Origin of the sequence: Cellvibrio polysaccharolyticus (genome assembly GCF_015182315.1) — a bacterium.
Lineage (GTDB): Bacteria > Pseudomonadota > Gammaproteobacteria > Pseudomonadales > Cellvibrionaceae > Cellvibrio > Cellvibrio polysaccharolyticus.
On sequence record NZ_PRDL01000001.1, the window covers coordinates 111,745 to 126,784 of the forward strand.

Genomic DNA, 15,040 nt, shown 5'->3' on the forward strand with positions numbered 1-15,040 from the left:
TTCGGTGCAGAAATCAGAAAAAATTCCAAGGGTTACGACGGGATTTTCGATAGCGTTTTTGTTGATGGACCACTTCAAATATTTCCCGCCCCAGCACGGTACTGGCACCTTCTTCGCGCAATTGAAAGTCAGTGCTGGTGTGGGTGGTAATTTTAAAACGGTATTCGCCGGTGCGCTGGTTAGACCAGCAGTGCAAGGCGGTGGTCTGATCGTTTTGATAAAGACACAGCGAACGTTCGCGGTCAGAGGCCCATTCCACTTCCAGTTGATCCTGGCATTGGCTTTGACCATCCGCCAGTACGCACAAGCGCGGCTTAAGTGAAAACTGAAGATTCGGGAGGCTTTCGCGGGCATAGCTGAAACCCGGGATGATAAGAATCAGCAAGGCTGCCACATGGCGATGACACGGCTTGAGATGCTGGCGCACCTGCCGTGGTAACCATCGCGATGTACGGCATCCTGGCTTAAAAATGGTAAACGCCCCCGACAAACACGGTGGTGACATGATCGCTGGTGACAATCGGGCTCTGTCTGATTCCGGAGGCCAATCGCTTGTAACTGGCATTGGCGCGCAGCGTCCAGCGATCATTCAGCGGATACTGCCAGTCGGCGCGAATCATCGCCGACAAGCCGCTGTCGGCGCGGTAGGCATCATCGGCAAAATTAACTTCTTCAGGGCGGATACCGTAATAATAATCGGTCATTTTTCCGCTCTGCCATTGGCCGCCCGCCGTTAGCGCGGTGCTGTGTTTGCCGTGGCTGAACTGCCGGGTGAGCGCCAGGCGCAATTCCTGGCCGCCGTGCACCTTGCTAACGTCATATAACCAATGACTTTGCACAAACCAGTCTTGCCAGATCACACTGTATTCAAACCCGGCCAGTGCTGCCATGCGGCGCTTGTGCAAGCGGCTCATATCCACCGCTCGGGCGGCCTCAAGGCTTTTGTTGGGAGCAAATTGCTCACCATAAGCGGGCGTGGTGGTCATAAGGCGGCTGTCGACAATAAAATTGCCCGGACTCCAGCGGTGGAAAAACACCTGATCGTAGCCGGGCGTTATCAGCACATTCAATTGCTGCTGATCGTTTTCCCAAACAATGGCACCAAAATCCAGGTTTTGCACAAAAAATCGCTCACCCTGATAGTGCACTTCGGGCAACACAATCAGCGGAATGTCCTTATTCGTCATAACGGGGTTGGTGCGCACACCGGCACCCAGCGCCACACTGATCTGCCATTTACCGACTTCCACGCAATCGCTGGCGGCCGGCGCGCAGTCGGTATTCGCCCAGCTAAAGGCAGAAAACAAGGAGAGTAATGGGGCAAGCAGACGACGAGACATGAGATGCATTGACCTGATGTAAACCTGTGGTCAGTTTACTCTAGCGAAGCCAGTCAGGCGATACTGTTAACTTTTGTAGATAGCGGGCATCGGCAAAGGGGCGAGTTATTGGCTCGCCCCGGTACCATTAACGCTTTTTAATCTGATCGCCGGTGCCAAGGCCCGAGACAATTTCGATGTGAATGCCATCAGACAGCCCGGTAGTCACCGCACGCTTTTCAAAAGTTTGCGGAGCTGTTTGTACTTCAACAAAAGTGCCGCCGTTTTCAATCAGCAAATTTCCTTCATTGATCGTTAATACATCTTCACGACGCTCCAGCACTATGTCGGCGTTGGCACTGTAATTGGCGCGCAGGAAAAGTTGCTCATTCAAGGTCACCGAGGCGCGAATTTGGAATTTAATAGTGCCCTGATCAGTGATGCCTTTGGGAGAAATATATTCCAGCAAGGCGGTAAAGCTGTCATTTTGCAAAGCACCCACACTCAGTACCAGCTCCATACCTTCGCGAATTTTACCGACTTCCGACTCGTCCACCAGACCTTCAAAAATCATGTCTTCCATATCGGCCAATACCGCTACCGGCGTACCGGCACCGTAGGTACTGGACTCTACAATAAACGCACCTTCTTTATTGGGAACGTCGAGCACCATACCATCCACGGTGGCATGAATGATGTTGGATACTTTTTCCGAACGGCGGGTGGCGCCTTCTTTCAACAACAACACATTATTTTCGGCTGAGTTAAATTCCTGCCGGCGCAAATCATAAGCCAGCAGGATGCGATCGTATTCGGCACGTGAAATCAATTTTTCATCGTAGAGTTTTCTCTGGCGATCGTATTCTGCTTTGGAATTTTGCAAATTGATTTTTGCCGATTCCACCTGGGACTCTGCGTTGTTCAGCATTATCATGTTGGGCACCAGGGTAATTTTTGCCAGCAAATCACCTTTATCCACCGTTTGGCCGGCCACCACGTAAACCTCTTCTACCACACCGGAAACCTGGGAAGAAACATTCACTTCCTTGCGTGGTATGACCTTGCCGTTGGCAACGGTTTTATTGACGATGGTGCGCAGCTCCGGTGTCTCCACTTCATAAACAATGGGTGACTCTTTGGATTTGTTGTAGAGGAACATAGCGGTTCCTGCAAAAACCAGCAGGATGATCAACAGTAATAAATAGCCAAATATCTTTTTCATTATTAAATTCCCGGTTTCCTATTGAGCAAAAATATTATTCGTCTTGTAACGCCAGAATCGGATTAACCGACGCCGCTTTGGCCGCTGGCAGCAGTGATGCCAGAAAGCCTGAAAAAATCAGTACCCCGACGGCGATGAGTGCATTGGCAAAATCAATTTCCGGGCTTTTAAACATACCGGTATCGCCGCCCGCTGCTTCCAGCACACTGGCAATACCTTCCAGTAAAAATACCCCGACTACCAGACCGGCATAACCCGCCACGGCTGTTATCAAAATGGATTCCTGCACAATCATGGTGACGATGGAAGACGGGGTTGCCCCCAGGGCTTTGCGCACACCGATTTCGCGAGTTCGCTCTTTCACCACAATCAGCATGATATTACCCACCCCGATCGCACCGGCCAGGATAGTGCCCACCGCCACCACCCAACTGAACGCTTTGATCGCAAAAAATAAACCTTCAATTTTTTCAAACTCCCTTTGCAGGTTGTAACTGCGCAGTACGCCAATATCTTTCGGGCTGACTTTATGGCGCTCATACATAAAATTGATAATGTCACTTTCAATTTTTGCCGCAGAAACGCCCGGCGATGGCTGAATAATAAAGCTGCCAATCCAGCCCTGCTGGTTGAATGCCTGGCGCAAGGTTTCGTTGGGGATATAGACTTTTTCCTGTTCACCGGGATCATTGGAACCCATGCGTGATTTGAAAACCCCGATCACCAGAAAGCTGATACCGTTGATTTGCACATCGGCTCCAATCGGGTTTTCGCCGGGCGCAAACAGCACTTCGCGCACCCGCTCACCGATTACCGCCACCTTGCGGCGTTGTCCGGTATCCAGCTCATTGAGATAACGGCCCTGTGCAATATCGATGGAATGCACACCGGCAAAACCTTCGTGCGAACCCTGCACAGGAAATGCACCCGACTCTGTGCCGTACACAATGACAGGAGCCGAGCCACCCCACATGCCGACACTGTTTTGTCCTTTCACCAGCCCGACACCTGCCACACTGGTCATCAGCGCATCAATGTCTTCCTGCTTCAAGGTAATGATGCGGCCGGTGGGCATGCCCTGATAGGGAATTTGCGTGGCGCCACCACTCCACATCCAGATCATATTCGGTACGCTGTGAAAGCCGCCTTTAACGCCGTTTTCCAAACCTTTACCTGCGCCCAGCAACACAGTGAGCATAAAAATGCCCCAGAAAACACCGAAAGCGGTCAAGCCTGTGCGTAACTTGTGCTGCCCGAGCGTGAATAAAATTTCCCGCCATTTATCTGTATCAATAATCACTGACGAGGCTCCTGTTATTCTGCGCGCATGGCTTCAATGGGCATGATGCGTGCCGCTTTAATTGCTGGCACCAGCCCCGCCAGCGCCCCGACCACCACCAGCAAAATAACTGCCGTGACTGCCGTAGCAAAATCCACTTCCGGTTTGTCAAAAAAATCGAGTTGTGCACCACTGGTTTGTAACCCCCAGGAAACCAGTTCAATCAAACCAATGCCCAATACCAGACCGGTGTAACCGGCGACTGCGGTTACCAATACCGATTCTATTAACAAGGTACTGACGATGGTGAAGGGAGTTGCCCCCAGCGCTTTGCGAATACCAATTTCCCGGGTCCGTTCTTTTACGGTAATAATCATGATATTGCTGATACCGACAATACCCGCCGTCAAGGTACCCAGCCCGACAAACCAGATGAATGCATTGATTCCGAAAAATAATCCATTCAACATTTTTGCCGGTTCGGCCATATTGAATGAGTTAATCGCCCGGCGATCTTCTTCTGCTACCTGATGGCGGCGTTTCAGTAACGCTACAATTTCTTTTTCCAGTGCAAAACCATCCACGTTATTTTGAGGTTTTACCCAAATCACATTAACCCGATCACCACCACCAAAGATTTTTTTGAAGGTGCTGTAAGGCATAAACAAGCGCTCGGAGTTACGACCGTTGTTACCTTTGTCGTAATACACACCAACCACCCTGACGGTAATATCATTAACCCGAATTTGTTCACCCACCGGGTCAACGCCCGGCTCAAACAAACGGTCAACAATAGCTTTGCCAATCACCACCACTTTCCGATTGTCGGCTTCGTCCAGCGCGTTCATTTTTCGGCCGTGGGTATAAGGCACTTTGTCTCGCACGTTAAAATATTGATCATCAATACCCAGCACGTCAAAACTGCCGGTTTTTTCGCCGTAAACCAGCGTGCCGGAACCGAAGGAATTTTCCCCGGAAATATAATCAATACCTTTGATTTGCTGCTCAATGGCGGCAATGTCACCTTCACGAAAACCGATGCGCCGCCCGGGCGCCATGCCTTGCCAGGCCACCGCGGTAGTGCCACCAAATATAATGATGGAATCCAGCGCTTCATTACCAAAACTGTTCATCACACCGTTCTGCATGCCGCGCCCGGCACCCAGCAGCAGAATCAGCATCAAAATGCCCCAAAAAACACCGAAGGCGGTTAGCGCGGTACGCAGTTTGTTTTTCCGTAGCGTAAACAGAATTTCCTGCAAACTATCCATAGGTTATGCCTGCCTGTCGTTATTCATGATGGGCAGAAAATTTGCCGGACACAATCAAACCGTCTTTAAGAACAATCTGGCGCTGGGTCTGGTCGGCAATATCCTGCTCGTGGGTCACAATAACGATGGTGTTACCCATGCTGTGCACATCTTTAATAACGCCCATAATTTCCTGGGTAGTTTTGCTGTCCAGGGCACCGGTCGGCTCGTCGGCGAGGATAACTTTCGGTTTGGTAACCAGTGCGCGCGCCATGGCAACCCGTTGCTTTTGTCCGCCGGAAAGTTGGTTGGGCATGTATTCAGCGCGGTCAGCAAGGCCCACCATATCGAGATATTCCATCGCCCGGTAATTACGCTCCTTGCGCCCTACTTTCTGGTAATACAGCGGCAAAGCCACGTTTTCCAAGGCGTTTTTAAAGGGCAGCAGGTTAAAAGACTGGAACACGAAACCAATAAACTGGTTGCGCAAATGGGCGGCGGTCCGCTCTTTCAGCATGCGAATTTCATGGCCGGCGAGAATATAATCACCGTCACTGTGGTTATCGAGAATGCCGAGAATATTGAGTAAGGTAGACTTGCCGGAACCGGACGAACCCATGATGGATACCAGCTCGCCCTCGCGAATGTGCAAATCAATACCCTTGAGCACATGCAAGCGCTGATCACCGGTGGCGTAGTACTTGTGAATGTTATGGAGTTTTATCATTGTTTATAATAATCCGGATAACCGTCGAAATTATGATCACTTTAAAGCAAACCCCGGATTGAAGCACGGCGGTTTTAAGAAAATTAACATTTTAATGACAACTGTCATTGGCGCTTTTACGCTTCAATAGCAACGATCAGAAGATTGGACACAGATGATCAGCAAACGGATGCAGTTATTATGTTTTTTTATCTGACAGAGACTCATTCGCCACAAAAAGAAACGGGGGCAAGCTTTTCAGCTTGCCCCCGCAATGATCGCCGCGTTATTTACATCACGCCGGGTAGCGGTTAACGCCGTTCAGCAGCGCTTTAATCGCAGCCGCGACAATATTTTTGTCCTTGCCTGCTCCAAACACCGCTTTGCCCTGATCAATTTTCAGTTCCACGTAACACACTGCAACGCTATCAGAACCTTCGGTAATAGCATGCTCGTGATAATCAATGACCGTTACGGTTTTGCCCAGGTGTTGTGAAACCGCATGAGCGGTTGCATCAATAGGGCCATTACCACGACCGGACAAGGCAACTATTTTTTGCTCTTTTTCCAGCTGGATAACAATATCAATGCTCTCGGCATCTTCGCTGATTTTATTGCTTTGATATTTATAGGGCGCATCCACCGCAAAATATTCCTGCTCAAACAGCGCGGCAATGTCAGCACTTTTTACTTCGCGACCACGCGTGTCACTGACCTTTTGTACGATGCCACTGAATTCAATTTGCAAACGACGCGGCAATTGCAAACCGGATTGTTGTTGCAACAAAAAGCTGACACCGCCTTTACCGGATTGGCTGTTCACCCGCACCACCGCATCGTAACTGCGATTCAAATCTGCCGGATCAATCGGCAAGTAAGGCACTTCCCAAATTGCATTTTTTTGCTGAACCGCAAAACCTTTTTTAATCGCATCCTGATGCGAACCGGAGAATGCGGTAAATACCAATTCACCCGCGTAAGGATGGCGAGGATGCACCGGCAACTGTGTGCACTCTTCGTATAATTTACGAATGCGATCAATGTCGGTGAAATCAAGAGCCGGGTTAATACCCTGTGAATACAGGTTTAATGCCAGCGTTAATAAATCCACGTTACCAGTGCGTTCGCCGTTGCCAAACAAACAGCCTTCAACGCGGTCTGCACCGGCCATTACCGCCAATTCTGCCGCGGCAACAGCAGTGCCGCGATCATTGTGCGGGTGCACGCTTAAAATAATCGATTCGCGATTATTCAGGTTGCGATGCATCCATTCAATTTGGTCAGCGTAGGTATTGGGCGTCGACATTTCAATCGTCGCCGGCAAATTGAAAATCATTTTTTTCTCAGGCGTAGGCTGCCAGATTTCTGTAACCGCATCGCACACTTCTTTGGCGAATTCGATTTCAGTACTGGAAAACATTTCCGGAGAATACTGATAAACCCATTCGGTGTCCGGCGCCTGCGCAGTCAATTCTTTTACCCAACGGGTGCCTTGCATGGCAATATTTTTTACACCGGTTTTATCGGTGTTATACACAATGCGACGAAAACTCGGCGCCAACGGATTGTACAAATGCAAAATAACCCGGCGTGCACCTTTCAAACTTTCAATAGTACGCGCAATCAATTCATGGCGCGCCTGGGTCAGCACTTCAATGGTCACGTCTTCCGGAATGTGGTTACCCTCAATTAATAAGCGGGTAAATTCAAATTCGGAATCGGAGGCTGACGGAAAACCAATTTCAATTTCCTTAAAGCCGATAGCAACCAGCTCTTTGAAGAAACGCAATTTGGTTTGTACGGACATAGGGTCAATCAACGCCTGATTGCCATCACGTAGATCGGTGCTCATCCAGACAGGCGGTTTTTCGATAGTCTTGCCAGGCCACTGACGGTCGGGCAGAGACACGCCGGTAAAGCGCTGATACTTGCTGGATGGATCGGCAATCATGATAACTCCGGGAAATAATAGAAAAGGCGAAGAAAACGTCTGACAGGTTGCCTGGGGAAACATCACCGGGGTAGATGGCGGTGTTCCATGTTCGCGGCGGGTAGTGGCGACATATTACCTCAGGCAAACCGCTTGTGGCGGCCATACCCTGTCAACGATGGCACCAGTATAACGGTAGTCTTGCGGTCGATTATGCCTTTTATTGTCTTAAATCAAACTAATAAACAATATAATTGCTTATTATATAATTTAATTGGCAGTTTATTTTAAGGAACCCTTATGTCTTCTCTGGATCGCTTTGATCGCCTGATTTTGGAAACCTTGCAACAGCATGGGCGCATGACCAACCAGGAGCTGGCAGAAGCCATCAGCCTGTCACCGTCGCCCTGCTTGCGCCGCGTACGGCAGCTGGAAGAAAGCGGGCTGATTGATGGTTACGTGGCGCTGGTAAATGCCCGCAAACTGGGGCTTACGCTGATGTCGTTTATCCAGATCAGCCTCGACAAACACTCCGGTGACCGTTTCGACAAATTTGAAGAGATCATTTCCGGCTATCCGGAAGTGCTGGAATGCCACCTGATCACCGGCCAATCCGCCGACTATCTGCTGAAAGTGATCGTAAAAGATATGGATGCCTTCCAGCAGTTTCTGCTGCAAAAGCTGACGCGAATTGAAGGCGTAAGCGGTATTCACTCGTCGTTTGTGCTCAAATCGCCGGTGAATACTACCGCGTTACCGGTCACCTGATGTGGTGAGAGGAAGCGAGTGGGCTTGAAGAAACGCTTGGGAAATTCCTGAGCGTTCAGGAATAGGTTTGTGGATAAGTAGCGAAGGTTTATCAGCAAGGAATAATAGCGGGGAGAAAAAACTCTCCGGTGAATAAATCACCGGAGAGGATTAGCCGTTAGATATCGAGGTTAGCCACCGCCAGTGCGTTGGTTTCGATAAAGTCGCGGCGCGGTTCTACGTGGTCGCCCATCAGACAGGTAAAGATCTGATCCGCAGCGATGGCATCCTGAATATTGACGCGCAACATACGGCGGGTTTCCGGGTTCATGGTGGTTTCCCACAACTGCTCCGGGTTCATCTCACCAAGGCCTTTGTAACGCTGGATGTTGTAGCCCTTGCGGGATTCTTTCATCAGCCAATCCAGCGCTTCGGCAAAACTTGCCACCGGTTGCTTGCGCTCGCCACGCTGAATGTAAGCACCCTCTTCTATCAATGACTCGAGGTTTTTGCCCAGCGATACAATAGAAGCGTATTCACCTGACTGGAAGAAATCATGGTTGAACGCGTAGTGATTGGACAGACCATGGGCAATGATTTCTACCTGTGGCAGGAACAAGTGGCGCTCCTGGTCTTCCCGCACGGTGATGCGGTATTTCTGGCTACCGGCACGGTCATCCAGTGCCAGACGCGCCATTACCTGATCGGCCCACTGTTGCATATGCCCCTGATCACTCAGGTGTTCAATGCTTACCGGCGCAGAGTAGATCATCTTTTCCAGAATAATGGACGGATACAAGCGCGACAGGCGATCAATAGTACCCATTACCTTGCGGTATTCCGCCACCAGCCTTTCCAGCGCTTCGCCAGCCAAGGGTGGCGCTTCGGCATTAACATGGAAACTTGCGCCTTCCAGAGCCGCCTGAGTGAGGAATTCGGTCATCGCCGATTCATCTTTCAGGTATTGCTCCTGCTTGCCCTTGCTGATTTTGTACAAGGGTGGCTGCGCGATATAAATGTGGCCACGCTCAATCAGTTCGCGCATTTGACGGAAGAAGAAGGTCAGCAGCAAGGTACGAATGTGGGAACCGTCCACGTCCGCATCCGTCATGATGATGATGCTGTGGTAGCGCAGTTTTTCCGGGTTGTAATCGTCTTTACCGATACCACAACCGAGCGCGGTGATCAGCGTACCGACTTCGGCACTGGACAGCATTTTGTCAAAGCGGGCTTTTTCAACGTTAAGAATTTTACCCTTCAGCGGCAGAATCGCCTGGGTTTTACGGGCACGGCCCTGTTTGGCTGAACCACCCGCCGAGTCACCCTCCACCAGGTAAACTTCGGACAATGCCGGGTCTTTTTCCTGGCAGTCTGCAAGCTTGCCGGGCAGACCGGCGATATCCAATGCGCCTTTGCGGCGGGTCATGTCGCGCGCCTTACGGGCGGCTTCACGGGCGCGCGCTGCTTCGATCATCTTGTTGACGATAGCACGGGCTTCACCCGGATTTTCCAACAGGTAATCACCAAAAATCTGATTCATTTCCTGCTCTACGGCAGTTTTCACCTCCGAGGAAACCAGCTTGTCTTTGGTCTGTGAGGAGAATTTCGGATCCGGTACTTTAACCGAGATGATGGCAGTAAGACCTTCACGGGCATCGTCGCCGGTGGTGGCTACTTTGGCATTTTTACCCAGGCCTTCTTTTTCGATGTAGTTGTTGAGGCTACGGGTCAAGGCGGCACGGAAACCGGCAAGGTGAGTACCGCCGTCGCGCTGGGGAATATTGTTGGTGTAGCAGTAGAGGTTTTCCTGGAAGGAATCATTCCATTGCAGGGCAACTTCCACACCGATACCGTCTTCGCGTTGCAGGGAGACGATGTGAATTACCTTGTTCATGGCGCTTTTGTTCTGGTTGAGATACTCAACAAAAGCACGCAAACCACCTTCGTATTCGAAGACATCTTCCTTACCGCTGCGCTCGTCTTTCAATACGATGCGAACACCGGAGTTGAGGAAAGACAGCTCCCGCAGGCGTTTGGCCAGCAAGTCGTACTGGAATTCGATGTTGTTGAAGGTAGCAGCAGAAGGCTTGAAGTGAACTTCGGTACCGGTGGTGGTAGCGTCACCCACGATAGCCAAAGGGGCTTGCGGTACACCGTGATGGTAGATTTGCTCGAAAACTTTACCACCGCGACGGATAGTCAAGGTCAGCTCTTCAGACAAAGCGTTAACTACGGATACGCCCACGCCGTGCAAACCGCCGGATACCTTATAGGTATTATCGTCAAACTTACCACCGGCATGCAGTACGGTCATGATAACTTCGGCTGCAGATACACCTTCTTCGTGCATTTCAGTGGGAATACCACGGCCGTTATCGGATACCGATACGGTTTCATTGGGGTGGATCACCACTTTGATTTCGCTACAGTAGCCTGCCAGCGCTTCGTCGATGGAGTTATCGACGATTTCAAACACCATGTGATGCAAGCCGGAACCATCATCCGTGTCACCAATGTACATGCCCGGGCGCTTGCGCACGGCGTCCAGCCCTTTCAGTACCTTAATACTGGACGAATCATAATTGGGCTTATCCGACATAAGCTATTCTCCGCTTTTCATATTCGTTGCTGCTACCGGTAATTCGGTAGCGGCTGAAACCTTACCGTGTTCCACGTGAAACACTTTAACTTCATCTTGGGGTAAATGCTGCCAGGTGTCTCTCAGGGTTTCGCACTCTACGCCGGTAACAAACACCTGAGTTTCCATGTTATCCAGCCATTTTGCCAAAAGCTGACGGTACTGTTGATCCAGTTCCGCTGGCAGGTCATCTACCAAATAGATACAGCGACGACCTGTTAATTGATTAAAAACATAGCCTTGGGCAATTTTGAGTGCGCAAACCAGCAGCTTTTGCTGCCCTCTGGACAATATGTCTGCCGCTTTTTGGCCGTTCAACTGCATGGCAAGATCGGCTCGATGAACACCATAGCGGGTAAAACCGGTTTTACGATCCTGTTCAAAGCCTCGCTCCAACACCTCATCGTAGGAAGACGTTTTGTCCCAACCACGCTGGTAATGAAGCTCCAACCCTTCAATAGCAAGGAACTCTTTCAACAGGGGGGCAAAGGCGGTATTGAACGTCGCCAGGCAATTTCGGCGAAAACCATCTATTTCGTTGGTTAGCCGGATCAGTTCCTGATCCCAAATGGCAACTTCAAAACGATCTATTCTATCATGTCGTAACAAGCTATTGCGTTGTTTAAGGCAGCGCTGTGCGTCTTTCCACGCGGGGAAGAATCCAGGTTCCACGTGGAACACTAACCAATCTATAAACTGCCGACGATCTCCGGGAGAACCTTCCAGCAACTGGAAGGTATCGGCATTGATAATTTGCAGCGGAAGATAGTGCGCCAGGGTGGCTGCCGAAGCGACTGTACTACCGCCCGCTTTAAAGACCGCTTCGCCGCTGCTTTGCCGGTTTACCCCCAGCGCGATTTCCCCGTCTGTGTCCTCAATTTTACCGAAAACAGTAAAGGCTGGCTGGTTATGGTTAATCAGCGATTTGTGTTTATGACTGCGAAAAGAGCGCCCCAAACCCAATACTGAAATAGCTTCCAGTACGCTGGTTTTGCCAGAGCCATTATGGCCGTAGAAAAGATTGACCCGTGAAACCGGGAGAATATCAACAGAGGAGAGATTGCGGAGGTGCTGGATGGAGAGACGCTTCAACGTCATGGCAAGAGTCTCTCCAAAGCGAAAGGTAAACTATCAATGCGCCTGTTACAGACGCATCGGCATAACAACATACAGGGAATCACTGTTTTCAGGCTCTTCCAGCAAGGCACTGCTGTTCGCATCAGACAGGGTAATTTTGATGTTGTCGGCACTGATAACGTTGGCTACATCAAGCAGGTAACTGACGTTGAAGCCGACTTCCAGAGAATCACCGGTGTAATCCACGGTAACCTCTTCCTGCGCTTCTTCCTGCTCCGGGTTGTTGGCAACAATAGTCAGCACACCGGTGCTCAGCAACAAACGAACGCCGCGGTATTTTTCATTGGAGAGAATAGCGGTACGGGCAAACGCCTGCTTAAGTTCCAGACGTGAGCCGAGGATTACCTTGTTACCACCACGCGGCAATACCCGCTCGTATTCGGGGAATTTTCCGTCCACCAGCTTGGAGGTAAAGGTGTAATCCACCGAGGTGACGCGAATGTGGTTGGCACTGAGGGTAACTTCTACCTGGTCGGTGGAGTCATCCAGCAGGCGCGACAATTCCAGTACCCCTTTACGCGGCAGAATGGCCTGAATGGTATCAGTGGTGTTTACCGCAACGGCACGGGTACACATCGCCATACGATGACCGTCGGTAGCAACCACACGCAGCTGGTCCTGACGAACCTCCCACAACATGCCGTTGAGGTAATAGCGAACATCCTGCTGCGCCATCGCAAAGGCGGTGCGTTCAATAAGACGTTTGATCTCCTGACGGGCGCAGTTAAACTGCAAGTTACCCGGAGCATCTTCCACGTTGGGGAAATCGGAAGCAGGCAGGGTAGACAGGGTAAAACGGCTGCGGCCGCTTCTCACCAGAATGCGCTGCTCTTCCTGGATAAACTCAATCATCGAGCCATCCGGCAAGGACTTGCAGATATCGACCAGTTTGCGCGCCGGTACGGTAATATCACCGGCAACACCGCCCTGCTCTACCGGCACCCGGCCAATAATTTCCACTTCCAGATCGGTACCGGTCAGAGACAATTGGTCTCCTTTCAATACCAGCAACACGTTGGACAACACCGGTAACGTCTGACGACGCTCAACAACACCGGCAACCAATTGAAGGGGTTTCAGTAATGCCTCACGGGAAACGATAAATTTCATGTGCTGCTCTCTCCAGGTCCTGGGTAAAAGTATTCAGTTTCGACATCCGCTGCCTGGCAACAACCGGCAACACACAGTGCGTCATCAGGTAGTTAATGAACGCAACAAATTCTTCATATCTTCGCGGATATCCGCGTTTTCTTCCTGCAATTCCTTAATCTTGCGACAGGCGTGCAACACCGTGGTGTGGTCGCGGCCGCCAAAGGCCTCTCCGATCTCCGGCAGCGAATGATTGGTCAATTCCTTGGCCAATGCCATGGCAACCTGGCGCGGACGCGCTACAGAGCGGCTGCGGCGCTTGGAGAGCAATTCGTTAACTTTGATCTTGTAATATTCGCCCACCACGCGCTGGATATTATCAATACCCACCTGCTTGTCTTGCAGAGCAAGCAAATCTTTCAGGGCTTCACGCACCAGTTCAACATCAATTGCCCGACCGGTGAAATTGGCGCTGGCGATGACCCGCTTCAAAGCACCTTCCAGATCACGGACGTTGGCACGAATGCGTTGCGCAATAAAGAAAGCGGCGTCGTGCGGCAGATCGATCCCCACCTGCTCGGCCTTCTTCATCAAAATCGCTACCCGGGTTTCCAGTTCCGGTGGCTCTACCGCTACGGTAAGCCCCCAGCCGAAGCGCGACTTCAACCGCTCTTCCAGGCCGTTGATTTCCTTCGGGAAACGGTCACAGGTCAGGATGATCTGACGACCCCCTTCCAACAGCGAGTTAAAGGTGTGGAAAAACTCTTCCTGGGAGCGCTCTTTGCCGGCAAAAAACTGGATATCATCGATCAACAAGGCATCCATGGAACGATAGTAGCGCTTGAAGTCATTGATAGCATTCAGCTGCAAGGCTTTCACCATATCCGCCACAAAGCGCTCGGAATGCAGGTACACCACTTTGGCGTTGGGGTTGCGCGCCACCATGGCGTTGCCGACAGCTTGCATCAAGTGAGTCTTGCCGAGACCTACACCGCCATAAATAAACAGCGGGTTGTAAGCGCCACCAGGATTTTCCGCTACCTGTCTGGCCGCTGCCAGGCCGAGCTGGTTGGATTTACCTTCTACAAAGGTGGCGAAGGTAGAAGCGGCATTCAAGTAATTGCTGTGTTTAAGGCCACCTTCAATATCGGTGTCTTGCAAAGCACGGGCATTTTTCGGCGGATCAATATCCAGTTCCTGCTGACGCAGCGACGGATTGACGTTATAGGTGGCGACCGGTGGGGTAATGAGCGACTGGTCACGGCTGGTATTCGGTAGCAACTCTATGCGTTCCGGCGCCGCAGGTGCCGCAACCGGGGTACTCACAGGAGCGGCTGAGGAGGAGAAAGCCGGCCTCGCCGTCTGGCCTATACCGATGACAACATTCAGGATGCTCTCCTGATGGTAGTGGGAAACCAGCTCGCGAATGCGGGTGATAAATTTTTCCGAAACCCAATTACAAATAAAGCGATTAGGCGCCAACAGGCGCAGTTCATCCGGCCCGGCGGTCTCATCAATTTGCAATGGCCGAATCCAGGTATTGAATTGTTGTGGTGGTAATTCTTCCTGCAAACTGGCCGCACAAAGATTCCAGACTGATTGCAACAAACCGGCTATTCCCCCAATCGTTCTTTTCGCTAATAAATGGGCAAGTTTACCGTCATGCGGTCAGGTTATCCACAACCTGGTAAAAATAATCCACGGATTGGAAGATTTGCTTATT

12 protein-coding genes are annotated in these 15,040 nt (G+C 50.8%); 1 reads left to right on the forward strand and 11 read right to left on the reverse strand.

The window, feature by feature from the left end; genetic code table 11:
- Positions 1–13 precede the first annotated feature (13 nt).
- From C4F51_RS00470 to leuA, 7 genes are all read right to left on the reverse strand, one after another.
- Positions 14–427: a DUF3019 domain-containing protein gene (locus tag C4F51_RS00470; protein ID WP_328701277.1), complete on the reverse strand. Its 414-nt coding sequence runs from the start codon at positions 425–427 to the stop codon at positions 14–16.
- 37 nt (positions 428–464) lie between these two features.
- Positions 465–1,340 carry a MipA/OmpV family protein gene (locus C4F51_RS00475; protein WP_193906174.1) on the reverse strand — a complete coding sequence of 292 codons (876 nt, stop codon included), beginning with the start codon at positions 1,338–1,340 and terminating at the stop codon, positions 465–467.
- Between the two features lie 127 nt (positions 1,341–1,467).
- Positions 1,468–2,541 (reverse strand): efflux RND transporter periplasmic adaptor subunit, encoded by a 1,074-nt coding sequence (locus C4F51_RS00480; protein WP_193906175.1) that lies wholly within the window; start codon positions 2,539–2,541, stop codon positions 1,468–1,470.
- Between the two features lie 34 nt (positions 2,542–2,575).
- The gene (locus C4F51_RS00485; protein WP_193906176.1) at positions 2,576–3,841 is read right to left on the reverse strand and encodes an ABC transporter permease; all 1,266 of its coding nucleotides are present in this window, start codon (positions 3,839–3,841) and stop codon (positions 2,576–2,578) included.
- A gap of 14 nt (positions 3,842–3,855) precedes the next feature.
- Positions 3,856–5,091 (reverse strand): ABC transporter permease, encoded by a 1,236-nt coding sequence (locus tag C4F51_RS00490; RefSeq protein WP_193906177.1) that lies wholly within the window; start codon positions 5,089–5,091, stop codon positions 3,856–3,858.
- A 19-nt stretch (positions 5,092–5,110) separates the two neighbouring features.
- Complete coding sequence (locus C4F51_RS00495; protein ID WP_193906178.1) at positions 5,111–5,797, reverse strand: ABC transporter ATP-binding protein; 687 nt, start codon at positions 5,795–5,797, stop codon at positions 5,111–5,113.
- Positions 5,798–6,071: 274 nt separating this feature from the next.
- Positions 6,072–7,727, reverse strand: a complete 1,656-nt coding sequence (gene leuA / locus C4F51_RS00500) for a 2-isopropylmalate synthase (protein WP_193906179.1) — start codon at positions 7,725–7,727, stop codon at positions 6,072–6,074.
- Positions 7,728–8,006: 279 nt separating this feature from the next.
- Here leuA and C4F51_RS00505 point away from each other — a divergent pair, with 279 nt between their 5' ends.
- A complete protein-coding gene (locus C4F51_RS00505) occupies positions 8,007–8,474 on the forward strand; it encodes an Lrp/AsnC family transcriptional regulator (RefSeq protein WP_193906180.1) in 468 nt (155 codons plus the stop codon).
- A 157-nt stretch (positions 8,475–8,631) separates the two neighbouring features.
- Here the strand turns inward: C4F51_RS00505 and gyrB are convergent, their stop codons facing one another.
- The 4 genes from gyrB to dnaA all read right to left on the reverse strand — a co-directional run bounded on the left by gyrB (position 8,632) and on the right by dnaA (position 14,934).
- Positions 8,632–11,052, reverse strand: a complete 2,421-nt coding sequence (gyrB, locus tag C4F51_RS00510) for a DNA topoisomerase (ATP-hydrolyzing) subunit B (protein WP_193906181.1) — start codon at positions 11,050–11,052, stop codon at positions 8,632–8,634.
- Positions 11,053–11,055: 3 nt separating this feature from the next.
- On the reverse strand, positions 11,056–12,189 hold the full coding sequence (gene recF, locus C4F51_RS00515; RefSeq protein ID WP_193906182.1) for a DNA replication/repair protein RecF: 1,134 nt from the start codon (positions 12,187–12,189) through the stop codon (positions 11,056–11,058).
- A 45-nt stretch (positions 12,190–12,234) separates the two neighbouring features.
- The gene (gene dnaN / locus C4F51_RS00520) at positions 12,235–13,338 is read right to left on the reverse strand and encodes a DNA polymerase III subunit beta (RefSeq protein ID WP_193906183.1); all 1,104 of its coding nucleotides are present in this window, start codon (positions 13,336–13,338) and stop codon (positions 12,235–12,237) included.
- Positions 13,339–13,422: 84 nt separating this feature from the next.
- Positions 13,423–14,934 carry a chromosomal replication initiator protein DnaA gene (dnaA, locus tag C4F51_RS00525; protein ID WP_407926928.1) on the reverse strand — a complete coding sequence of 504 codons (1,512 nt, stop codon included), beginning with the start codon at positions 14,932–14,934 and terminating at the stop codon, positions 13,423–13,425.
- Positions 14,935–15,040 lie beyond the last annotated feature (106 nt).

Excerpts from the sequence above, each read along its gene's own strand:
- C4F51_RS00475 (WP_193906174.1), bottom strand. The coding sequence starts at position 1,340 with ATGTCTCGTCGTCTGCTTGCCCCATTACTCTCCTTGTTTTCTGCCTTT.
- C4F51_RS00480 (WP_193906175.1), bottom strand. The coding sequence starts at position 2,541 with ATGAAAAAGATATTTGGCTATTTATTACTGTTGATCATCCTGCTGGTT.
- C4F51_RS00490 (WP_193906177.1), bottom strand. The coding sequence starts at position 5,091 with ATGGATAGTTTGCAGGAAATTCTGTTTACGCTACGGAAAAACAAACTG.
- C4F51_RS00495 (WP_193906178.1), bottom strand. The coding sequence starts at position 5,797 with ATGATAAAACTCCATAACATTCACAAGTACTACGCCACCGGTGATCAG.
- leuA (WP_193906179.1), bottom strand. The coding sequence starts at position 7,727 with ATGATTGCCGATCCATCCAGCAAGTATCAGCGCTTTACCGGCGTGTCT.
- C4F51_RS00505 (WP_193906180.1), top strand. The coding sequence starts at position 8,007 with ATGTCTTCTCTGGATCGCTTTGATCGCCTGATTTTGGAAACCTTGCAA.
- gyrB (WP_193906181.1), bottom strand. The coding sequence starts at position 11,052 with ATGTCGGATAAGCCCAATTATGATTCGTCCAGTATTAAGGTACTGAAA.
- recF (WP_193906182.1), bottom strand. The coding sequence starts at position 12,189 with ATGACGTTGAAGCGTCTCTCCATCCAGCACCTCCGCAATCTCTCCTCT.
- dnaN (WP_193906183.1), bottom strand. The coding sequence starts at position 13,338 with ATGAAATTTATCGTTTCCCGTGAGGCATTACTGAAACCCCTTCAATTG.